Genomic DNA, 20,855 nt, shown 5'->3' with positions numbered 1-20,855 from the left:
AAGACGGCGAAAGCCCGGACCGGGGACGACCGGAGGGGCTGCAGACGCGGGCGAGCCCGCGTCTTCCGGCCCTACGCTCCGATCACTGGTCCTTCAGCGCCCGCTTGAACGCCGCCGCGAAGGCGTTGTCGCCCTTCGGTGGCGGCGGCGCGCCACGGCCCGATCCTCCGCCGGGGCCGCCCGAGCGCGGACCACCAGAACCACCACCCGGACCACCCGGCCTCAGACCGGATCCGGGCCCGCCGGCACTCGCCCCCTGTCCCGAGCGCCGCTCGGCCGCCCGGCCGTCGTCCTTGCGCATCGACAGCGCGATGCGCTTGCGCTTGGCGTCGACCTCGACCACGCGCACCTTGACGATGTCGCCGGCCTTCACGACCTCGCGCGGATCCTTGACGAAGCGGTCGGCCAGTTCCGAGACGTGCACGAGCCCGTCCTGGTGCACGCCGATGTCGACGAAGGCGCCGAAAGCCGCGACATTGGTGACGGTGCCTTCGAGCACCATGCCGGGCTTCAGGTCCGAGATCTCCTCGACCCCTTCCGCGAAGGTCGCGGTCTTGAACTCCGGGCGTGGATCGCGGCCGGGCTTTTCGAGCTCTGCGATGATGTCGCGGACGGTCGGCAGGCCGAAGGTCTCGTCGACGAACTTCGCCGGGCTGAGCCCCTTGAGCGTGGCGCTGTCGCCCATCAGCGTCCGCAGGTCGCGGCCGCAGGCGGCGACGATGCGTTTTGCCAGCGGATAGGCTTCCGGATGCACGGCCGAGGCGTCGAGCGGCTCGTCGCCGTTCGGGATGCGCAGGAAGCCGGCGGCGAGCTCGAAGGTGCGCGCGCCGAGCCGCGGCACGGCGAGCAGATCCTTGCGCGTCTTGAACGGCCCGATGGCATTGCGATGCGCGACGATCGCCTCGGCGAGCGAGGTGCCGAGGCCGGACACGCGCGCGAGCAGCGAGGCGGACGCGGTGTTGAGGTCGACGCCGACCGCGTTGACCGCGTCTTCGACCACCGCATCGAGCGCCTTGGCGAGCCGGCCCTGGTCGACGTCGTGCTGATACTGGCCGACGCCGATCGACTTCGGCTCGATCTTGACCAGTTCGGCGAGCGGATCCTGCAGGCGCCGCGCGATCGAAACGGCGCCGCGCAGCGAAACATCGAGATCCGGCATCTCGGCCGCCGCCAGCGCGGAGGCCGAATAGACCGAGGCTCCGGCCTCCGAAACCACCACCTTGATCGGCTTCGGCGCCGGCATCTCGCCGATCATCGCCGCGACCAGCCGGTCCGTCTCGCGCGAACCGGTGCCGTTGCCGATCGCGACCAGCTCGACATTGTGCCGCTGCACCAGCATGCGCAGCGTCGCGATCGTGCCCTGCACGTCGTTCTTCGGCGGATAGGGATAGACGGTCGTCGTCGCCAGCACCTTGCCGGTACGATCGACGATCGCGACCTTCACACCGGTCCGGATGCCGGGATCGAGCCCCATGGTGGTGCGCGATCCGGCGGGCGCCGCGAGCAGCAGGTCCTTCAGATTGCGCGCGAACACCGCGATCGCATCCTCCTCGGCGCGCTCGCGCATGGTGTTCATCAGCTCGAGCGACAGATGCAGCGACAGCTTCACGCGCCAGGTCCAGCGCGCCGCGTCGAGCAGCCACTTGTCGGCCGCCCCGCCGGCGAGCGCGATGCCGCAGACCTCGGCGATGATCCGCTCGACCGGCTTCACCGCGTCGGTGACGTCCTCGTCGACGACCAGTTCGAGCGCCAGCACCTCTTCATTGCGCCCGCGCAGCATGGCGAGCGCGCGGTGACCCGGCACGGTCGCCCAGCGCTCCTGATGGTCGAAATAATCCGAGAACTTCTCGCCCGCCGCTTCCTTGCCCTCGACCACCTTCGACTTCAGCACCGCCCGCGCCGTCATGTGCTCGCGCAGCCTCGCGATCAGGTCGGCATTCTCGGAGAATCCCTCCGCGATGATGTCGCGCGCGCCGTCGAGCGCCGCCTTCACGTCCGGCACCTGCTCGCTGACGAATTCGGCCGCGATCTCCTGCGGAACCACCTTGCGATCGGCGAGGATGCGCTCGGCGAGCAGCCCGAGCCCCTTTTCGCGCGCGATCTCGGCACGGGTCCGGCGCTTGGGCTTATAGGGCAGATAGATGTCTTCAACTTCGGCCTTGGTCGTGGCGGCGCGGAGCTTCACTTCAAGCTCGTCGGTGAGCTTGCCCTGGCCGCGGATGCTCTCGATGACGCTGGCGCGCCGTGCCTCGAGGTCGCGCAGGTAGGACAGCCGCTCCTCGAGCTTGCGCAGCTGCGTGTCGTCGAGCCCGCCGGTCGCCTCCTTGCGGTAGCGCGCGACGAACGGCACCGTCGCGCCGCCGTCCAGCAGTTCGACCGCGGCCGTCACCTGTTGCGGCCGCGCCGAAATCTCCTCGGCGATGAGACGGGCGATGCGGTCTTCCTCGGGCGAGGCCATGGCGCGGGTACTCCGGATCGGGCCGCGGGCACGCGGCGAACTGACGAGCGGCGGACCTTACGGACGCCCGCCGCCGCTGCCAACCCGACGATGCCGGTTATCGACAGCCGCTGCCGATCTCGTCCGAAGGGGATTGCGGGCGCTCCTGCCGATCGCCCCGATATCTGTCGGTCGATCCGTGCCCCAAGCAACAATCCCGATACACGAACCGCCCATTGCTCGGGTCGTCCGCGCCGCCGGCGTTGCCGATCCGACACGCCCGTCGGTCATGACGTCGGGTTCTCAAAGGTCTCGTGGCGGCGCGACGGTGAACGCTGTTAGAATTTCGTCAGACGTCGCCAGGCCGAATCCGGCCGCGCGCGAGCGGTACCCCGAATGTGGCGACAAGACCACTGGCCGTACCCGGTCTGAAGGGAGACAAACCATTGAAGAGACGTGATTTCATTCTCGGAGGCACCGCGGCTGTTGCAGCCGCCGCCCTCGCCCGCGGCGCATATGCCGCCGTGCCCAAGCCCTACGCCTGGGAGGCGACGCCGCCGACCGACGGGGCGAAGGACGCCTATATCAAGTGGATGCAGGACAATCGCGGCGAGGATCCCAAGTACCTCGCGCAGCGCTGGGACCGCTACCAGGTCCTGCTCGCCAACAAGGATCTCTCGGATGCGCGCAACAAGCGCGCCTTCCTGATGACGCCACGCGAGGAATTCGTGCTCGAGCGCAACCTCGGTCGCGCCTACGAGCACGCCTTCCTCGACATCGGCTACGGCGTCACCATCTCCGGCCCGCATCTGGTCGGCCGCATGACCTCGGCGATCGATGTGAAGTTCGGCGAGAAGGTGCTCGAGATCGGCACCGGCTCGGGCTATCAGTCGGCCTATCTCGCCAACCTGACCGACAAGGTCTGGACGATCGAGATCATCAAGCCGCTCGCCGAGCGCACCCGCGCGACCTACGACGCGCTGATCGCCAAGGGCTATACCGAGTTCAAGTCGATCACCTCGAAGAACGCCGACGGTTACTACGGCTGGGAAGAGGCCGGCCCGTTCGACAAGATCATCGTGACCTGCGGCATCGACCACATCCCGCCGCCGCTCCTGAAGCAGCTCAAGACCGGCGGCGTGATCTGCATTCCGGTCGGCCCGCCCGGTGCCCAGCGCGTGCTGAAGGTCACCAAGGAACAGGCCGCCGACGGCTCGATCACGGTCGCCCGCACCGACATCTTCAACGGCAAGATCGTGCCCTTCGTGCCCTTCACGAAGCTCGAGGGTGACGCGATCAGCGGCACCCACAACGGCGGCGCCAAGCCGTAAGGCCGGCCGCGCGACGAACCCGACGATCGGCCCCGTTCCTCCGAACGGGGCCTTTCGCGTGCAGCGAACCCGCAACCCTTTCAGCCGCTCGCCGCGGCGGGGCCGAACCCGGCTCCGCGGGCGACCAAGGATGCCGATGATCGCCCCGCCCCGCACCGACGCCGGCCTCGGCGCCGCCTTCCGATCCCCGCTCGCGCTCTACCTTTCGGTCGGCCTCGTCGCCGGCGCCGTGATCGCGCTGCAGATCGGCATCATGCGGCTGTTCTCGGTCGGCTCGTGGGCGCATTTCGGCTCCTTCGTCGTGTCGCTCGCCATGCTCGGCTTCGGCCTGACCTCGGCGGTCATGTGCGTGGCGACCGGCTGGTTCGACCGGCACTGGAAACCGGTCGCGGCCGGATCGCTGATCCTGCTCGGGCCGCTCGCGGTCGGGGCCAACCTTCTCGCCCAGCAGATTCCGTTCAACGCGATCTTCCTGGTCTCCGACCCGGCGCAGAAATGGCGCCTGTTCGGCAACTTCGTGCTCTATCTGGCGCCGTTCCTCGCCGGCGCGGTGTTCCTCGGCACGGTGTTCCTGAAGGCGCGCACCGGCTTCGGCCGGGTCTATTTCGCCGATCTGACCGGCTCCGGCCTGACCGGCCTCGTGTTCCTCGCGATGATGTATGTCTTCCCGCCCGAAGACCTGATCGTCGTGCCGCTGATCGTCTGGCTAGCCGGCAGCCTGTTCTGGTTCTTCGGCCTCGGCGACCGGCGCGGGGCGGCGGTCGTCGTCGCCTCGGCCGTGCTGGCGCTCGGCGTCCATGCGTCCGCCCCGCATTTCGGCCTGACCAAGCTCGCGGTCTCCGACTACAAGGGTGTCGCCTACGCGCGGAAGTTCCCGGACGCGACCAAGACCTACGAGCGGCCGACCCCGTTCGGCCACATCGAGGTCTACGCCAGTTCCTATCTCCACTTCGCGCCGGGCCTCTCCGACAACGCCGCCTTCAACCTCGCCGAAATGCCGGCCAACGCTTATCTCGGCCTCTATGTCGATGGCGAAGGCCCGAGCGGCATCATCAAGACGCTGCCCGACGCGCAGACGGCCTATTTCCGTTATCTGCCAATGGTCTATCCGTACATCCTCAAGAAGGATGCGAAGACCTTCGTCGTGCAGTTCGGCGGCGGCATCTCGACCACGGTCGCGCTGCGCTCCGGCTCGAAACAGGTGACTGTCGCCGAGGGAAATCCGGCGATCCTGACGCTGTTCCGCACTGATCCCGGCGTCAAGGCCTTCACCGGCGACGTGCTCGCCGATCCGCGCGTGAAGGTCGTCGACTACGACGGCCGCCTGCATCTGGCGCAGACGAGCGAGAAGTTCGACGTGGTCGACTTGAGCCTCGCCGACAGCGCCGGCCTGTCGAACCCCGGCGGCTTCGCGATCGTCGAGAAATACGGCTACACCCGCGAGGCGATGTCGACCTACATGCGCGCGCTGGCGCCGGGCGGCATCCTGTCGGTGACGCTCTGGAACAAGGAAGAGCCGCCGAAGTCGATCCTGAAGCTCTACGCGACCATGGCTTCCGCCGCCCGGTCGCTCGATCCGGATCACGTCGCCGACGGCTTCTTCGTCGCCTCGAGCTATCTGTCGACCGCGACCGTGCTCTACAAGCGCGGCGGTTTTACCCCGGCCGAGATCGAGGCGCTGAAGACGCATACGAAGGCGATGTCCTTCGACGAGATCTATTATCCGGGCATCGCGGCGGATCCGGCCGGCGACGCCGAACTGCTGCGGACCTACAAGGACGGCATCTTCGGACGGCCGGAGGCGAAGCCCGCGGCCGTCGCCCCCGCGGGGTCGAGCCCGGAGACGGCGGCCGGACCGGCCCCGGATGCCGATGAGCCCGTCGGCGACGGACCTTTACCAGCCACCCGCCTCGGCCGGCTCGCCTGGCAGCATCTCGTCGCCGGCGACCATACGACGCTCGAACGCGACTACGTCTTCGATGCGAGGCCGCTCACCAACGCCCGCCCCTATTTCGCGGCCTATGTGAAGCCGGGCGACCTGCCGCGCGTGCTCGACCGGCTGGAGATCATGCAGGACGAATGGGGCTATCTGCTCCTGTGGGCGACACTCGCCATCGCCTGCCTGACCGCGCTGTCGCTGATCCTGATCCCGGTCGTGTTCGGCTGGCGGACGATCTTCTCGCGTGCACCGGGCAAGGCGCTGACCATCGTCTATTTCGCCTGTCTCGGCCTCGGCTACATCATGGTCGAGGTCGGCCTGATCTCGACCTTCGTGCTCGCCCTGTCGAACGCGACGGTCTCGGCCTCGGTTCTGATCACCGGCATGCTGGTCTTCTCCGGCCTCGGCAGCTTCGTGACCGAGCGCTTCCTCGACCGCGCCCGCACCGTGATGCCGCTGGTGTTCCTCGGCATCGGCGCCCTGCTGATCGGCTACGGCTTCTTCCTTGATCGCGCACTCGACCTGATCGGCAGCCAGCCCTACGGACTGCGCCTGGCGGCCTGTTTCGTGCTGATCTTCCCGCCCGCCTTCCTGATGGGCATGCCGATGCCGACCGCGATGGCGACGCTGGCGCGCCTCGGCAAGGAACCGATGTTCCTGTGGGCCTGGGGCATCAACGGCTGCTTCTCGGTAGTCGGCGCCGCGATCGTCCCGATTGTGGCGACCTCCTTCGGCCTCAACTGGGTGCTGGTCGTCGCGGGCTGCGCCTATCTGGTCGCCCTGCCGTCGTTCTTCGCGGTGCTGAAGCCGATGCCGAACGCGCGGCCGATACCGGCCTGAACGGGCCGCCCGCGAAGCGCCGCACCCGAACGCCCACCTCCGGCACCGGACGACGAGACCGGGTTCCGGCAGCGGCGCGTCCGTGCCATCCTCATGCCCGGCTGGGAGACGGATTCGGTTGAGGAGACGCGAACCATGGCCGGAACCGATCGGCGGCGCCTGCTCGGCGCCGCGGCGGCTCTGTCGCCCTGCCGCTGGCCCTGCCGCGCGGCGCCCCGTCGATGACCGCCGAAGCCGCCGAGCCGCTGCCGCCGGGCGTCGCCCGCATGGCGCTGGTGCCGTTCGAGCACTCGCCGTTCCCCTATGATGGTCCCGTGCCCGGCAAGGGCACGCCGTTTCTCGACGGCGAGCACAACGGACAGCGCGGCCACCTGTCGCCGCGCGGCGGCTTCCTGTCGCTCGAAGACACCTATTCCGACCGCCGCGCGCTGATCGCGATCTCGCGCGGTTTCGATCCGAACCGCCGCGCGGCCATCGTGCTGTTCCTGCACGGCAACAAGGCGACGCTCGCGCGCGACGTTATCGCGCGGCAGCAGGTCCCCGGCAGGTCGCCGAGAGCGGGCTCAACGCCGTGCTGGTCGCGCCGCAATTCGCGGTCGATGCGCTGGACTCGAGCGCCGGCCGATTCTGGGAGCCGGGCTTCGCGGACCTGTTCCTGCGCGAGGCGGCCGATCGTGCCGGCCAGCTCGGCGGCCCCGCGGTCCGCAAGGCGCTGGCCGGCGCGCCGGTGATCCTGGTGGCCTATTCCGGCGGCTATTTTCCCGCCGCTTCGGCACTGGCGCTCGGCCGGATCGACGGCCGCGTCGCGGGCCTGATCACGCTCGATGCGCTCTATGGCGAGATCGACGTGTTCGCCGGCTTCCTCGCCAGCCACCGCGCCTCCTTCCTGGTCGCCGCCTATGGCACGTCCTCGATCAGCGGCACGCATGAGCTGACGGAACGGCTCAATCATGCCGGCATCCGCCCGCTCGGCGGCCTGCCGCGCCGGATCGAGCCCGGCACCATCGCGCTGGTCCACGCGGGCGACGCGGTCCACAACGACTTCGTCACCCGCGCCTTCGCGCCGGATCCGCTGAAGCTGATCCTGTCGCGCGTCACGGGCTTCAGCCGGCGTTAGACGCCCCGGCCGCCGGGCCGATCGGGAAAGCGCGGGCTCAGGCCGCCTTACTGCGCCGGCGCGCCGGCTGCGGTGCTCGCGGCGCCGTCGCTTGCGGAATTGCCGACCCCGAGCCGGGCCGAGAGCGTGCCGAGCAACGCCGCCTCGATCGCCGCGACGTCGATCGCGAGCCCCGCCGCATGGTGCCGACGCTCCTCGCGCGCAGCCTTGGCGACCGCGGCGAGGCCGAGATCCAGCGACGAGCCGGCGATCGTGTGCAGCAAGCCCTCGCAGGCCCAGCGATCGCCGCTCGCGACCGCGTCCTGCAGCCGCTGCAGCAGACGCGGCGCGCCGTCCCAGTAGACCTGATCGAGCTCGTCGAGCACCGCTGCGCCGAGCTGGTCCTGGAGCAGGTTCCGACGCGCCAGATCGAAGAACGGGGCGCCGGCCGGCACCCCGAAGCGTTCGCACGGGCGAGCATCGAACCTGTGATCATCGGACCGCCCCTTGTCGGATCCAGGGACGTCGAACGCCGAACCCTTGTGCATTTTCTCGACCCCAAGACCAAGATCTAAACCGCACAGTACAGAAAAACGCACCGTTCGACGAGAGGATCAGGCAACCGAGCGCAGGTCGAGGCGCGCCCCGGAGCGATCGACGATGGCGAGCGCGCGCTCCCAGCGCGACAAGAGTGCCGCGACGCAGGCGGGATCGAACTGCGTACCGGCCTGGCCGAGCAGGTAGTCGCGGGCCTCCGACGGGCTCCAGGCCCGCTTGTAGCGGCGCGGCGAGGTCAGCGCGTCGAACACGTCGGCGACCGCCGCGATGCGGGCACGCAGCGGGATCCGCTCGCCGGCGAGCCCGCGCGGATAGCCGCAGCCGTCCCAGCGTTCGTGATGACCGCCGGCGATCTCGGATGCGGCGCGCACCAGCGGGCTCACGCTGCCGGACAGGATCTCCTCGCCGACGAGCGCATGCCCCTCCATGGTCCGGCGCTCCTCCGGCGTGAACGCACCGGGCTTGAACAGAACCGCGTCGGGCACCGCGACCTTGCCGATGTCGTGCATGAAGGCGGCGAGATAGATGGTCCGCGCCGCCTGGGCGTCGAAGCCCAGCGCCTCGGCGATCACCCGGCTCAGTTCCGCCATGCGACGAATGTGGTCGCCGGTGTCGGTGTCGCGGTATTCGACCGCGCGGGCGAGCCGCTGGATGATCTCCTCCTCGCGCGCGGCGATCGTCGCGGTCGCCCGGTCGACCTCGGCCTGCAGCACCACGTTGCGGTCGGCGAGATCCCGCTCGGCACGCCGGAGCGCCAGCATGTTGACGACGCGTGCCTCGAACTCGACTGCCTCCAGAGGCTTGGTCAGAAAGTCGTTCGCCCCCGCGATCAAGGCCTCGACGCGCACCGCGCGCTCGTGCTCGGCGGTCACGACGATGATCGGCACCGTCCGGTGCCGCGGATGGGCGCGCAGCCGCCGAATCAGCGCAATGCCGTCGATGCCCGGCATCCAGTGGTCGAGCAGCACGACATCGACGTCGAGCCGGTCGAGATCGGCGACGCAGGCGACCGGATCGGCGTAGCAGAGCGCTTCCAGCCCGGCCATGCGCCGGACCAGCGCTTGCGTCAGCGAGAGACTGGCTGCGTCGTCATCGACGATGAGGGCACGCATCGCGGCTCCGATATTTCAGTTTTCGGACCTCGACGGTACGCGCTGAAATTCCACAAGAGCCATGAACAGGGTCGATAAAATTATAGATACATTGCAGAGAAGTTGTCTCAATCGCCGGCTGTGCTTAACAAGCCGGAACCGGAATTGTCGACCGGCCGTACGACTTTGTGCGTAGGATCACCCCCGGCGGAATCCCAGACTGGGAACCCTGCCCCGCATTGCGTCGGCGGGCCGTGCAAGCAACAAATCGCACCGACACCCGCCCCGACGAGATACTGGCGCAACAGAACCGGTCCATAGAGCATGTATCCGGCAGCGGAGCATCGCCGCGGCGGTCGCGATCCAGATCCGTCAGGTGCTCGTTTCGGCGCCGAGGAGGGAAAGGACCGCCGGCACCGTCGCGAGTGCCGAGCCGGATTGCATTGCGAGGCGAACGCCGCTGCATCTCTTTTCGATACCGGATCTTTCAACGCGCTGCCGACCTTTGCCCACCCGCCGTCGAGGCGGGCACGCTCACCGAGCGGCGGGTCGTAAGCGCTCCCGAGGGAGTACGAACATGGGTATGTCGACCCCCCATCTCTTCGCCCCTGCCGCGACCGCCGTCGCGCCCGCGCCGACCGTCGGCCTCGTCGACGACGATCCCGAGATCCGCGACATGGTCGCCGACTATCTCGGCCTGCACGGGTTCAAGGTACTGACGGCGCGCGACGCCGTCGGGTTCCGGCGCATGGTCGAGACCGAGACGATCGACGTCGCGGTGCTCGACGTCCACATGCCGGGCGAGAACGGCCTGTCGCTGGCGCGCTGGCTGCGCGAGACTGGCGACACCGGCATCGTCTTCGCGACCGGCGCGGATCGGCCGATCGACCGGATCGTCGGGCTCGAGGTCGGCGCCGACGACTACCTGGTGAAGCCCTACGACCTGCGCGAACTCGCGGCCCGGCTGCGCTGCGTGCTCCGGCGCATCAACCCGGCGCCGCCGGCCCCCGAACCGATGGTTCCGCGCACGACCGGCCGCCGGCTGGTGTTCGGCGACATGACGCTCGACGTCGAATCCCGCCGGCTGACCACCGCCGACCACCGTATCGTCGATCTGACCGCGATGGAGTTCGATCTGCTCGAAGTTCTGGTCAGCCGGCCGAACCGCGTGCTGTCGCGCGGCCAGCTCTCCGAACTCGCCCACGGCCGCGCCCCCGCCGACGACGATCGTTCGATCGACATCCGCATCACCCGCCTGCGCAAGAAGATCGAGCCGGACCCGACCCGCCCGCGCTTCATCCGCACCGTGCGCGGCGAAGGCTACCTGTTCCAGGGTGAGACGCGCTGAACGACGGCGCGCTTCGGCCTCGCGCAAGGCACTGCCGGCTGCGACCAAAGTACCGGCGCTGGATTGCCCCATACGTAATCCGAGGTCTTGAACCGCCTCGGGTTCCGGCCGATCATGGCTCCGCTTCGGTGAGGGCGATCGGATCGCCCGAGAGGGAATGCGGTGGGGAGAGGTCCGTCACGGACGCTCCGAGACCGCAGCCGCCCCCGCGACCGTGAGCGGCGGTCCCCCACGGATCCACTGGCCGAGCGGCTGGGAAGGTGTGGCGGGGCGAGTGCCGCGAGCCGGGAAACCTGCCGAAGCCGGCGCCATCCTGCCGTTGCGCCGCAGGTTCATCACGGCCGTGCGGCGGGCACGGCCCTCGGGGGTTCCCATGCATATCGAACCCGGGATCATCGATCCCGTGCGCGTTGCCGCGGCCAATGCCGTGGCCTTGACGCTCGTCGCCTCGCAGCTTCCGTCCTTCATCAAGGAACCGGTCCGCATCGTGAAGACCGTGCTGGCCGCAGTGGTCTTCTCGGTTTTGATGCAGAGCTGGCATCTCGCCGTCGGCCCGTCCGAACTGCACCTGATCGGCGCGACGACCGTGTATCTCCTGTTCGGCCTTTCGCCGACGCTGGTCGGCTTCGGCCTCGGCTTGGCGCTCCAGACCCTCGTCGAACCCGAGGATCTCGTCCACATCGGCGTCAATTCGCTGTCGCTGATGGTGCCGCTGATCGCCGTCCACGAGACCTACGGCAAGCGTCTGTTCGCCGCCTCCGGCACGGACCGCCTGTCGCTCGCCCGCGTGCTGCGCATCGACGCGGTCTACTATGCCGGCGTTTCCGCCATGGTCGGCTTCTGGCTCCTGATCTCCAACGACGCCGTGCCGGTCGCGGACTGGGCGCGCTGGGCGCTCGCCTACCTGCCGGTGTTCCTGGCCGAGGCGCTGATCACCTTCACGACCGTGACCGTGATGGCCCGCTGGCGCGACCTGAAGCCGCTCGCGACCTATTCGGAGCTCGGCCGGCTCAATCTGGCGCACTGAACCCGAGACGATCCGATGAGAACGACGGCCCCGGCACATTGCCGGGGCCGTTTTCGTTGCACCGGCTCTTGCGCCTCACGGCATTGCCGCCACGAAAGCCTTCACGACCCTGGCGGAATTGTCCGAGGCCAGTTGGAAGAACGTGCCGATCTCGTTCTCGCCCGGTCCGCCGCCCGCGAGGTCGGACAGGCTGCGAAACACCACGAAGGGCACGCCGTGGCTCGACGCGACATGCGCCACAGCCGCGCTCTCCATGTCGAGCACCTCGGCCTTGAACGTGTCGAACACCCAGGCGCGGAACGCCGCGTTGTCGACGAAGGCCGATCCGGACACGCCCTTGCCCCCGACGGCGAGCTTCGGCGGCGCGGACAGGCAGGCGCCCCCCTTGGCGCAGGCATCGAGCTTGACCGTCGCCGCGATCTCGCGGGCGAGCGCCACCAGCTTGGCGTCGGCCGCGATCCAGAACAGTTTCTCCGGCTTTGCCGCGCCGGCGCGCGCGATCTCGACCGGCTGCGGGAACATCATGCCGTAGTTCGGAAAAGGCGTGCCGAAGAACGGCGGCACCTTCCAGCCGTCGCCGACCTGCCGCGCCATGACCAGCTCGAGATACTGGCCCCAGGTATCCGGGACCACGACGTCGCCGATCGAAAGACCCGGATCGACGCCGCCGGCGATGCCGGAGAAGACGATCGCGGTGATCTTGAAGCGGTCGAGCGCCCGTTCGGTGGTCATCGCCGCGTTGACCATGCTGACGCCGCTCAGGAACAAGACGACCTCCTTGCCCTCGAGCCGTCCGGTCGCGAAGGTCGTGCCGGCGATCGTCTCGTCCTTGCGGTTCTCCAGCGCGCCGAGCAGCAGGGTCCATTCGGGCGCGAAGGCCGAGACGACAGCGATCCGCGGCGTGTCGTCGGCGCGCGCCGGGCGCCAGAGCGCGATCGACGCCAGAAGCGCGACCAGAACGAGGGCGAACGATCGACTGCGAACCATGAAGCATCTCCGGATGGATCTGGCGCCGCTCCACTCGAGCGAGGCCGGTGCCGAACCCTAGCAAGTCGAGTGCCGAACCGGACGACACCGGCTTCTTCTTTTCGACCCGCACGAAATTGTTGAAATCCACCCCCCGCACCATGTTAACAGGGAACCCCCTTTCGCCGTCGCGGCCAGCCCGCGACCGCAGGCCGCGCCGATACCCGGCGCGCCGCCGCCAAGAGCCGAGGTCGAACCACCCTATGCCCGAGGTCATTTTCAACGGACCCGCCGGCCGCATCGAAGGCCGCTTCCAGCCGGCCAAGGTGCGCAATGCTCCGATCGCGCTGATCCTGCATCCGCATCCGCAGTTCGGCGGCACGATGAACAATCAGGTGGTCTACCAGCTGTTCTACATGTTCGCGAAGCGCGGCTTCGCGGTGCTGCGCTTCAACTTCCGGGGCGTCGGCCGCAGCCAGGGCGAATTCGACCATGGCGCGGGCGAGCTCTCCGACGCCGCTGCCGCGCTCGACTGGGCGCAGACCATCCACCCGGACGCCAAGTCCTGCTGGATCGCCGGCTTCTCCTTCGGCGCCTGGATCGGCATGCAGCTCCTGATGCGCCGGCCGGAGATCGAAGGCTTCATCTCGATCGCCCCGCCGGCGAACCTGAACGACTTCTCGTTCCTCGCCCCCTGCCCGTCCTCGGGCCTGATCATCCATGGCGACATCGACAAGGTCGTGCCGCTGAAGGACGTCCAGGGTCTGGTCGACAAGCTGAAGACCCAGAAGGGCATCACCATCGAGCAGAAGGTGATCGAGGGCGCCAACCACTTCTTCGAAAACAAGGTCGAGGATCTGATGGCGCATTGCGAGGGCTACCTCGACAAGCGCCTCGCCGCTTCCGACGCCGCCTGAGGAACGCCGCGATGACCATTCGGATCGTCGTCGCCGGCGCGACCGGCTGGGTCGGCAAGGCGCTCGTGCCGGCCGTGCTCGCCGCCCCGGACCTGGAACTCGCCGGCGCCCTGTCGCGTGCCGCGGCCGGACAGGACGCCGGAACGGCGATCGGCCTCGCGCCGACCGGCGTGACCGTCGCCGCCGAGATCGGGGCCGCGCTCGCCGCGCCCTCGGATGTGGTGATCGACTACACCAAGCCGCATGTGGTGAAGGCGAACACGCTCGCCGCCCTCGCCGCCGGCCGCAACGTCGTGATCGGCACGTCCGGCCTCGGCGCCGACGACTATGCTGAGATCGACGCCGCCGCCAAGGCGGCCGGCAAGGGCGTCATCGCCGCCGGCAATTTCTCGATCACCGCGACGCTGCTGAAGCGCTTCACGCTCGAGGCCGCAAAGTACGTCGCCGATGTCGAGATCATCGACTATGCCTCGGCCAAGAAGCCCGATACGCCGTCCGGCACGGCGCGCGAGCTGGCCGAGACGCTGGCGAGCGTCCGGCAGGCGGCGACCTCGAAGCCGGTTTCGGAACTCTCCGGTCTGCCAGCGACCCGCGGCGCCGCGGTCGGCGGTCCGGAGCCGGTGCAGGTCCATTCGCTGCGGCTGCCGTCCTTCGTCCTCGCCTGCGAGGCGGTGTTCGGCGCGCCGGACGAACGGCTCGTGATCCGCCACGACGCCGGCTCGTCGGCTGCGCCTTATGTCGCCGGCACGCTGCTCGCCGCCCGCAAGGTGATCGGCCGAGTCGGCCTCACCCGCGGTCTGGACGCAATCCTCGACTGATCGGGACGCTCCGCGCATCCGGGAACTTCGAGCACGAAAACGGGCGTCGTTCGCATGAACGGCGCCCGTCTTTCGTGTCCGGACCGCGCCCCGCGCGTTGGCTCAGGGCACCGCCAACACGCCGCCGACCGTCGGCACCGGAACGCCGGTCGTGCCCGGAAAGCTGATCGGCAGGCCGGCGACGTGGCGCACCGCCAGATAGGCGAAGGCCTGCGCCTCGAGCCCGTCGGTCGACCAGCCGAGATCGGCGGCCGGCACGATCGCCGTGTTGCAGCGCAGCTTGAGCATGCCGGTGAGCGTAGGGTTATGCGCACCGCCGCCGGCGACGATCAGCGTCTCCGGACGTTCGGGCAGTTGCGCGAGCCCGCGCGCCACCGCCGCCGCGGTGAAGGCGGTCAGCGTCGCCGCGCCGTCCTCGGTCGACAGATGATCGACCGCGGCGCGCGAAAACGCGTTGCGGTCGAGCGATTTCGGGATCGGCCGATCGAAGAACGGATGCGCCATCAGCGCCGCGAGCACCGCCTCGTCGACCCGGCCGGCCGCCGCGAGCCGGCCGTCGAGATCGTAGGCGCGCCCGGTGCGCGCGAGACAGAAGTCGTCGATCAGCGCATTGCCGGGGCCGCAGTCAAAGGCCAGGAGCCCGTCGCCGGCCTCCGGCTCGATGCCGACCATCTCCGCCGGCGAGCGGCCGACATAGGTGATGTTGGCGACGCCGCCGATATTGAGCACCGCGACCGGCAACGGCAGTTCGGAGCGGGCGACGAGCGCGGCATGATAGATCGGCACGAGCGGCGCGCCCTCCCCGCCGGCCGCGACATCCGCCGCGCGAAAATCGTAGACGACCGGCACGCCGACCGCGCGGGCGAGCGCCAGCCCGTCACCGAGCTGGACGGTGAGACCCCGGTCCGGCGCATGGAACACGGTCTGGCCGTGGAAGCCGATCACCGCGACGTCGGTCGCCTCGTAGCCGGTCGCCTCCAGGAAGGCATTGACCGCCTCGGCGTGGGTCTCGGTGACGAGGCTCTCGGCGAGCGCCAGCTCCGGCGGCCGTTCCGCCCGGTCCTGGAGCCCCGGCGCAACCTGGAGCGCCGCGCGGATCACCTGCTTCTCGGCCTCGGTATAGGCCCTGAGCATGGTCTGGCCGAAGCGGACGAACCCCGCGCCGTCGGTTGTGATCGCCGCGACATCGATGCCGTCCATCGAGGTTCCGCTCATCAGACCGATCGCCAAGCGCCGCGCCATTCACCGCTCCTCCATAGGCTCCGACGACGGGCCGGACAGCCCCCCGCGCCCCGCACCGGGCTTCCCCCACGCGATCTTGACCGCCCTCGCATTTGCCGGTCTGGCTGGGGCCGCAAGAGGGAGATCGGCCCCATGACCAGGCGTTCCGCGATCATTGTCCAGCACGCGCTCATGGGCGTCGTCATCGGTATCGTGCTTAGCACCTTTTTGATCCGGAGCCAGATGCCGATGGCAGGCGGTGTCATGCTGTGGCAGATCGGCGGATCCATCGTCGGCGCGGCGGCGGTGACGAGCCTCTTCGGCGTGGTCCGGGCGCGGCGCGAGCCGGCCGAAGCGACCCTGCCGCCGCTCTCCCGCGGTCGCCGGCTGGCCGTGACGATCCTGCTGACGATCGCCGCGACCTTGATCCTCGCGATCGTCGGCCTTATCGCCCTGCGCCACCGCTGACGAGCCGGACGCCACGACGTCTCCTCTCTCTCTCTCTCTCTCTCTCTCTCCCCACGTGAAATCGCCGATGAACGGTGCTATGAGCCCGTCACGGCGTCGGAACCGACCCGTCCGACCTCTCGGACGGCCCCGACGCCGGCAGCCGCTTCCGGCTCCGATCAGGGTTTCCGACCATCATGAGCGCATTCAAGTCCGACTTCCTGCGCGTTCTCGACGAACGCGGCTTCATCCACCAGATCTCGGACCCGCAGGGTCTCGACGCGGCGTGCGTGAAGGGGCCGGTCACGGCCTATGTCGGCTATGACGCGACCGCGACCAGCCTGCACATCGGCAACCTCATCTCGGCGACGATGCTGCACTGGTTCCAGGAGACCGGGCATCGGCCGATCGCGCTGATGGGCGGTGGCACCTCGATGGTCGGCGATCCGTCGTTCCGCGACGATCAGCGCAAGCTGCTCACGCCCGAGACGATCGCGACCAACATCGAGGGCATCAAGAAGATCTTCAGCCGCATCCTGCACTTCGGCGACGGCCCGAACGACGGGCTCATGGTCAATAACGCCGACTGGCTCCTGAAGCTCAACTATGTCGAGTTCCTGCGCGACGTCGGCCGGCACTTCTCGGTCAACCGCATGTTGAGCTTCGATTCGGTGAAGCTCAGGCTCGACCGCGAGCAGTCGCTGTCGTTCCTCGAATTCAACTACATGATCATGCAGGGCTACGACTTCGTCGAGCTCAACCGGCGCTACGGCTGCCAGCTTCAGATGGGCGGCTCCGACCAGTGGGGCAACATCATCAACGGCGTCGACCTGAGCCATCGCATGGGCGGCCCGCAGCTCTACGCGCTGACGACGCCGCTCCTGACCACCTCGTCGGGCGCCAAGATGGGCAAGACCGCCAACGGCGCGGTCTGGCTCAACGGCGACCTGTTCTCGCCTTACGAGTTCTGGCAGTACTTCCGCAACACCGAGGACGCCGACGTCGTACGCTTCCTCAAGATCTTCACGCGCCTGTCGCTCGACGAGATCGCCCGTCTCGGCGCGCTCGGCGGCGCGGAGATCAACGAAGCCAAGAAGGTGCTGGCGACCGAGGCGACCGCGATCGTGCACGGCCGCGAGGCGGCCGAGGCCGCCGCCGAGACGGCGCGGAAAACCTTCGAGGAAGGCGCGCTCGCCGACGACCTGCCGACGCATCTGGTCGCCGAGACCGAGCTCGCGGCCGGCCTCGGGTGCTCGCCGCCTGCACCGCGGTCGGCTTCGCCGCATCGAACAGCGAGGCACGCCGCTATGTGACCGGCGGCGGCGTCCGGCTCAACGACGAGGTCGTCGCCGACCCGAACCGTCGCATCACGCCAGCCGACCTCAACGCTGACGGCGTCGCCAAGCTCTCCTGGGGCAAGAAGAAGCACGTGCTGATCAAGGCCGGCTGAGGCACCGGCCTGCGCCGCACGGCGGTCTCGCAAGACACCGAAAAGAACGAGCCCGGCCCGCGAGAGCGGCGCCGGGCTCGTTCGTTCGAAAGCTTGGCTGGCGCGCGCCCGGATCAGAGGCCATTGGCGTAGTCGATGATGCCTTCGGCGACCTCGCAGGCCTCGTCGAGCTTGCCGTCCTTTTCGAGGGCCTCGACCTTCGGCCCGTCGGCCATCAGGCGATCGAGGAGCTTCTGCTGCGCGGCCTCGTTGTTCTTGAGGCCTTCCATGACGGACGTCAGCTCCTTCTCCTTTTCCTTGAGATCGCAGGCGGCGAAAGAAGGGGTGATCGATGCGGCGACGACAACGGCCGCGATCACGGTGGTGAATTTCATGGACCAAAACCTTGTTCGGATCGAAGGGCAACAATGAACGAACGGCCGTGCCGATACCGGCGCCGCCGTCTGAAGCAGAATAACCTTACGTCAGACCGTTTGGTATTCCATGTCCAAAAACGCGACCGGGCCGCGCCGCCGCTAGTCACGCGGCCCTGAGACCACGGACGAAATCGTCGATCTCGCGGCGCAGGCGATCGGCCTGCTCGCCGAGTTCGCGCGCGGCCGCAAGCGAGTCTCGCGCCGCCCCGTCGGTCGCCGAGGCCGCCTCGCTGACGGTCGCGATCGTCCGGCCGAGCCCGTCGGTATCGCTGACGGCCGCGCTGGCCTCGCCGTTGATGCCGCCGATTACCTGATTCTGCCGATCGACCGCCGCGGTCGTCTCGCGCGCGATCCGGCCCATGGCCCCGATCGTATCGCTGATCGCCGCGATCGCGGCGACAGCATCGCGCGTGGCGCTCTGTATGCCGCCGACATGGCCGGAGATCTCCTCCGTCGCCCGGCCGGTCTGGGCGGCGAGCGTCTTGACCTCCGAGGCGACGATGGCGAAGCCTCGGCCGGTCTCGCCCGCTCGCGCCGCCTCGATCGTGGCGTTGAGCGCCAGCAGGTTGGTCTGCGCGGCGATCTCCTGGATCAACCGGCCGACTTCGCCGATCCGATCCGCGGCATCGGCGAGCTTGCGGATCGTGTCGCCCGTGGCGGCGGCGCGCCGCTCCGCTTCGCCCGCGACCTGCTCGGCCTCGACGAGACGACCGGCGATGGCGCGCGCCTCCGCCTCGATCTGGCCGGCGCCGCCGGCCACGGCGCGGATCCGCGAGCCCGACGTCTGCGCCATGCCGAGCGCGGCAGTCCCTTCCTGCGAGGTGTGTTCGGCGATGCGCGTCAGCGACTGCGCCGTGTTCTCGACCTCGATCGCCGCCGCGGCGACCACGGTCACCACCTCCGAGACGCGCGCCTCGAACTGATTGGCGAGCAGCAGCGTCGCTTCCCGGCGCGCAGCCGCGGCCGCGCGTTCGTGATCCGCCGCCTCGGCGGAAAGCTGGTCGACCCTGACCAGGGCATCCCGGAACACCGTGACCGCCCGTGCGATTTCGCCGATCTCGTTGCGATAGCCGACGTAGGGGATCGCGCTCTGCACGTCGCCCTCGACCAGCGCCTTCATGCGCTGCGTCAGCCTGTCGAGGCTGCGGCGGATCGACCAACCGATCGCACCGACGATCAGCAGCGTGGCCGTCACCACCGACACGACGATGGTCATCTCGAACTGCAGGTGGGCCCGGAACCCGCCGACACGCTCGCGCAGCATGCGGTCGAGTTGCACCGCCGCCGGGCGCCACAGGGCGTCGGCCGCCGCCTGCACGGCGCCATGATGGCGCTCGACCGCATCGAGCGCCGCCTTGCGACGACCTGCATCTGCGTCGATCGCGACCGACACCGCGTCGGCATAGGCCTTGGCCGCATCCGCCAGCGCCCCGCGTGCCTGTCCCAGAGCCGCGCCGAGCGAACCGTCGACACGGGCCGCGTGAGCCGAATCGAGCGAGTTACCGAGCCCGTCGAGCGCCGTGCGCAGCCGGCCGAGCGCGATCAGCACCTCGGCGCGCTCATGCGTCGAGGCGCTCGGCGCCAGGGCCGCGAGACCGTCCCGCAGATCGACCGAAGCGCGGGCGACTTCCGGCAGCTTGGTCGTCAGCGCGTCCATGACATAATAGGTGTCGAGATCGGGATCGAGCGTGAGGTTTGAGCCGTCCGCCACCTTGGCGATCAGCGCGGCCGCGGCGTCGCGCGCCGGCCCGGGAGCGGCAGGCACAAAGCTCTTCAACGCCGCCTCGAGCGACTGCCGCGCCGCCGCGCTGGCCATGTCGGCGTCCCAGGCCGCGCCGACCCGCGCCAGCCCGTCCAGCGAAGCCGCCGGGACGCCTCGGGACGGGTCCGCGGCAAGCCCGGACACGACCGGCCACACCACCTTCAGATAAGCGACCCCGGCGATCTCCTTGTCGCCGAAGGCGATGTCCTTGTTGGACTGGGTGACGAAAAGTTGCCCCAGCAACACGACCGGGACCATGAACAAGATCGACACCACCAGAAGTTTGATCGCGGTCGAAACCATGCCGTCCAGTCGCGTGAACATTTCATTCCTCAGTCGATTAGTTCTCCCTATTTGAAAATGTCAGAGTCGAGTTAATGGAATCTAATTCATGACGTAAGGTAAATTTGCGCGAGCAAAAACACCCAGATCATATTCTATGGGCCTTATCAGAAATATTAGACATCATCGGCTCGTACAAAATAGATCGTCTTAGTATTGGAATTGATTGGATTGTATACGGTCTTCAGTCGAATTTCATATCACCGCAGCAATTGGGCGAGACGAAGCCGCCACAGACGTCCGGATGGTCTGTCCGGGCCAGCGATCGGACTGAAATCATACGTATTACTCCGGAGTCGCTCAGGGCCGCGCCGCCGCCTTTGTCTGCAGAGCGTTTCCCAAGATCTGACCCGGCGCTGCCGCGATGTCTGCAGCGTCCGCGATCACGGCAGGCATTTCAAAACGACAAGAGCCGCCCGCCTCGCGGCGGACGGCCCCCAAACACTCGGTCGATCTGTTGATCAGCGCTTGCCGCACTGGGCAGTGCCGGCCTCGACCGTGCGGACCCACTCGCCCGGCAGTTCGGCGCGGCCCTGGAGCTCGGCGATGTCCTTCTCGTCGACGCCCTTGATGAACTTCGCCGACGAACACTGGCAGGCGTCGACGACCACCTTGCGGTCGGCCTCGGCGCGCGCGGAGATCGAATAGACGCAGGAATCGACCAGGAGACGCCGCACGAGGTCGCGCGTGACCGTCTTCTCCGGGATCGACTGCGCGAAGGCCGCGCCGCCTTGAACAATGCTGCCCGCGGCGAGCGCGATCGCCACCGCGAGAGACGCCAACTTTCCGGCCTGGATCGACACGGTCGCCATGCCCGCCCCCTCTGAAATCAACTCATGTTCCGAATAT

General features: G+C 68.5%; 16 protein-coding genes, 1 pseudogene and 1 riboswitch. Of the genes and pseudogenes, 9 read left to right on the top strand and 8 right to left on the bottom strand.

Translation table 11 applies throughout. The features are described 5' to 3' along the window. Positions 1-82 precede the first annotated feature (82 nt). Positions 83-2,458, bottom strand: a complete 2,376-nt coding sequence (locus ABS361_07275) for a Tex family protein (protein ID XBY46028.1) — start codon at positions 2,456-2,458, stop codon at positions 83-85. A 425-nt stretch (positions 2,459-2,883) separates the two neighbouring features. Between ABS361_07275 and ABS361_07270 the strand changes: the two genes are divergently transcribed. From ABS361_07270 to ABS361_07260, 3 genes are all read left to right on the top strand, one after another. Then, on the top strand, positions 2,884-3,768 hold the full coding sequence (locus tag ABS361_07270; GenBank protein ID XBY46027.1) for a protein-L-isoaspartate O-methyltransferase: 885 nt from the start codon (positions 2,884-2,886) through the stop codon (positions 3,766-3,768). A gap of 136 nt (positions 3,769-3,904) precedes the next feature. After that, entirely contained in the window at positions 3,905-6,547 is a 2,643-nt protein-coding gene (locus ABS361_07265) for a hypothetical protein (GenBank protein ID XBY46026.1), read from the top strand. Positions 6,548-7,118: 571 nt separating this feature from the next. Continuing rightward, positions 7,119-7,664 (top strand): hypothetical protein, encoded by a 546-nt coding sequence (locus ABS361_07260; protein XBY46025.1) that lies wholly within the window; start codon positions 7,119-7,121, stop codon positions 7,662-7,664. A gap of 47 nt (positions 7,665-7,711) precedes the next feature. Here ABS361_07260 and ABS361_07255 read toward each other — a convergent pair whose 3' ends face one another. Continuing rightward, positions 7,712-8,098: an Hpt domain-containing protein gene (locus ABS361_07255; GenBank protein ID XBY46024.1), complete on the bottom strand. Its 387-nt coding sequence runs from the start codon at positions 8,096-8,098 to the stop codon at positions 7,712-7,714. 159 nt (positions 8,099-8,257) lie between these two features. Further along, positions 8,258-9,313, bottom strand: a complete 1,056-nt coding sequence (locus tag ABS361_07250; protein ID XBY46023.1) for an HD domain-containing phosphohydrolase — start codon at positions 9,311-9,313, stop codon at positions 8,258-8,260. A 556-nt stretch (positions 9,314-9,869) separates the two neighbouring features. Here ABS361_07250 and ABS361_07245 point away from each other — a divergent pair. Both ABS361_07245 and ABS361_07240 read left to right on the top strand, forming a co-directional pair. After that, positions 9,870-10,640, top strand: coding sequence for a response regulator transcription factor (locus tag ABS361_07245; GenBank protein XBY46022.1), 771 nt, complete (start codon positions 9,870-9,872; stop codon positions 10,638-10,640). Positions 10,641-10,749: 109 nt separating this feature from the next. Beyond that, positions 10,750-10,956, top strand: a riboswitch (cobalamin riboswitch). A gap of 57 nt (positions 10,957-11,013) precedes the next feature. Beyond that, a complete protein-coding gene (locus ABS361_07240; GenBank protein XBY46021.1) occupies positions 11,014-11,667 on the top strand; it encodes an energy-coupling factor ABC transporter permease in 654 nt (217 codons plus the stop codon). Positions 11,668-11,742: 75 nt separating this feature from the next. On the opposite strand, the gene ABS361_07235 is transcribed toward ABS361_07240, so the two are convergent. Then, positions 11,743-12,654, bottom strand: a complete 912-nt coding sequence (locus tag ABS361_07235; GenBank protein XBY46020.1) for a 5'-methylthioadenosine/S-adenosylhomocysteine nucleosidase — start codon at positions 12,652-12,654, stop codon at positions 11,743-11,745. 242 nt (positions 12,655-12,896) lie between these two features. On the opposite strand from ABS361_07235, the gene ABS361_07230 reads away from it, so the two are divergent. Both ABS361_07230 and dapB read left to right on the top strand, forming a co-directional pair. Next, the gene (locus ABS361_07230; GenBank protein ID XBY46019.1) at positions 12,897-13,550 is read left to right on the top strand and encodes an alpha/beta hydrolase; all 654 of its coding nucleotides are present in this window, start codon (positions 12,897-12,899) and stop codon (positions 13,548-13,550) included. An 11-nt stretch (positions 13,551-13,561) separates the two neighbouring features. Next, the gene (gene dapB / locus ABS361_07225) at positions 13,562-14,368 is read left to right on the top strand and encodes a 4-hydroxy-tetrahydrodipicolinate reductase (protein XBY46018.1); all 807 of its coding nucleotides are present in this window, start codon (positions 13,562-13,564) and stop codon (positions 14,366-14,368) included. A 102-nt stretch (positions 14,369-14,470) separates the two neighbouring features. On the opposite strand, the gene ABS361_07220 is transcribed toward dapB, so the two are convergent. Further along, positions 14,471-15,610 carry an anhydro-N-acetylmuramic acid kinase gene (locus tag ABS361_07220; GenBank protein ID XBY46017.1) on the bottom strand — a complete coding sequence of 380 codons (1,140 nt, stop codon included), beginning with the start codon at positions 15,608-15,610 and terminating at the stop codon, positions 14,471-14,473. Between the two features lie 171 nt (positions 15,611-15,781). On the opposite strand from ABS361_07220, the gene ABS361_07215 reads away from it, so the two are divergent. Together ABS361_07215 and tyrS are read left to right on the top strand one after the other, a co-directional pair. After that, positions 15,782-16,057: a hypothetical protein gene (locus ABS361_07215; GenBank protein ID XBY46016.1), complete on the top strand. Its 276-nt coding sequence runs from the start codon at positions 15,782-15,784 to the stop codon at positions 16,055-16,057. A 176-nt stretch (positions 16,058-16,233) separates the two neighbouring features. Continuing rightward, positions 16,234-17,486: pseudogene (gene tyrS, locus ABS361_07210) on the top strand (tyrosine--tRNA ligase). A gap of 113 nt (positions 17,487-17,599) precedes the next feature. On the opposite strand, the gene ABS361_07205 reads toward tyrS, so the two are convergent. The 3 genes from ABS361_07205 to ABS361_07195 all read right to left on the bottom strand — a co-directional run bounded on the left by ABS361_07205 (position 17,600) and on the right by ABS361_07195 (position 20,818). Further along, the gene (locus tag ABS361_07205; GenBank protein XBY46015.1) at positions 17,600-17,860 is read right to left on the bottom strand and encodes a hypothetical protein; all 261 of its coding nucleotides are present in this window, start codon (positions 17,858-17,860) and stop codon (positions 17,600-17,602) included. Between the two features lie 145 nt (positions 17,861-18,005). Further along, complete coding sequence (locus tag ABS361_07200; protein ID XBY46014.1) at positions 18,006-19,988, bottom strand: HAMP domain-containing methyl-accepting chemotaxis protein; 1,983 nt, start codon at positions 19,986-19,988, stop codon at positions 18,006-18,008. A 479-nt stretch (positions 19,989-20,467) separates the two neighbouring features. Then, the gene (locus ABS361_07195; GenBank protein XBY46013.1) at positions 20,468-20,818 is read right to left on the bottom strand and encodes a hypothetical protein; all 351 of its coding nucleotides are present in this window, start codon (positions 20,816-20,818) and stop codon (positions 20,468-20,470) included. Positions 20,819-20,855: the final 37 nt, after the last annotated feature.

It is taken from the genome of Ancalomicrobiaceae bacterium S20 (assembly GCA_040269895.1).
In the GTDB taxonomy this organism is placed as follows: Bacteria; Pseudomonadota; Alphaproteobacteria; order Rhizobiales; family Ancalomicrobiaceae; genus Methyloraptor; species Methyloraptor flagellatus.
The sequence above is the reverse complement of the archived record's forward strand: the minus strand, read 5'-3'. Positions and strand labels throughout refer to the sequence as shown.

Coding starts and splice junctions, on each gene's coding strand:
- ABS361_07235 (XBY46020.1), bottom strand. CDS start 12,654: ATGGTTCGCAGTCGATCGTTCGCCCTCGTTCTGGTCGCGCTTCTGGCG.
- ABS361_07240 (XBY46021.1), top strand. CDS start 11,014: ATGCATATCGAACCCGGGATCATCGATCCCGTGCGCGTTGCCGCGGCC.
- dapB (XBY46018.1), top strand. CDS start 13,562: ATGACCATTCGGATCGTCGTCGCCGGCGCGACCGGCTGGGTCGGCAAG.
- ABS361_07245 (XBY46022.1), top strand. CDS start 9,870: ATGGGTATGTCGACCCCCCATCTCTTCGCCCCTGCCGCGACCGCCGTC.
- ABS361_07200 (XBY46014.1), bottom strand. CDS start 19,988: ATGTTCACGCGACTGGACGGCATGGTTTCGACCGCGATCAAACTTCTG.
- ABS361_07265 (XBY46026.1), top strand. CDS start 3,905: ATGATCGCCCCGCCCCGCACCGACGCCGGCCTCGGCGCCGCCTTCCGA.
- ABS361_07215 (XBY46016.1), top strand. CDS start 15,782: ATGGGCGTCGTCATCGGTATCGTGCTTAGCACCTTTTTGATCCGGAGC.
- ABS361_07220 (XBY46017.1), bottom strand. CDS start 15,610: ATGGCGCGGCGCTTGGCGATCGGTCTGATGAGCGGAACCTCGATGGAC.
- ABS361_07195 (XBY46013.1), bottom strand. CDS start 20,818: ATGGCGACCGTGTCGATCCAGGCCGGAAAGTTGGCGTCTCTCGCGGTG.
- ABS361_07250 (XBY46023.1), bottom strand. CDS start 9,313: ATGCGTGCCCTCATCGTCGATGACGACGCAGCCAGTCTCTCGCTGACG.
- ABS361_07275 (XBY46028.1), bottom strand. CDS start 2,458: ATGGCCTCGCCCGAGGAAGACCGCATCGCCCGTCTCATCGCCGAGGAG.
- ABS361_07205 (XBY46015.1), bottom strand. CDS start 17,860: ATGAAATTCACCACCGTGATCGCGGCCGTTGTCGTCGCCGCATCGATC.
- ABS361_07230 (XBY46019.1), top strand. CDS start 12,897: ATGCCCGAGGTCATTTTCAACGGACCCGCCGGCCGCATCGAAGGCCGC.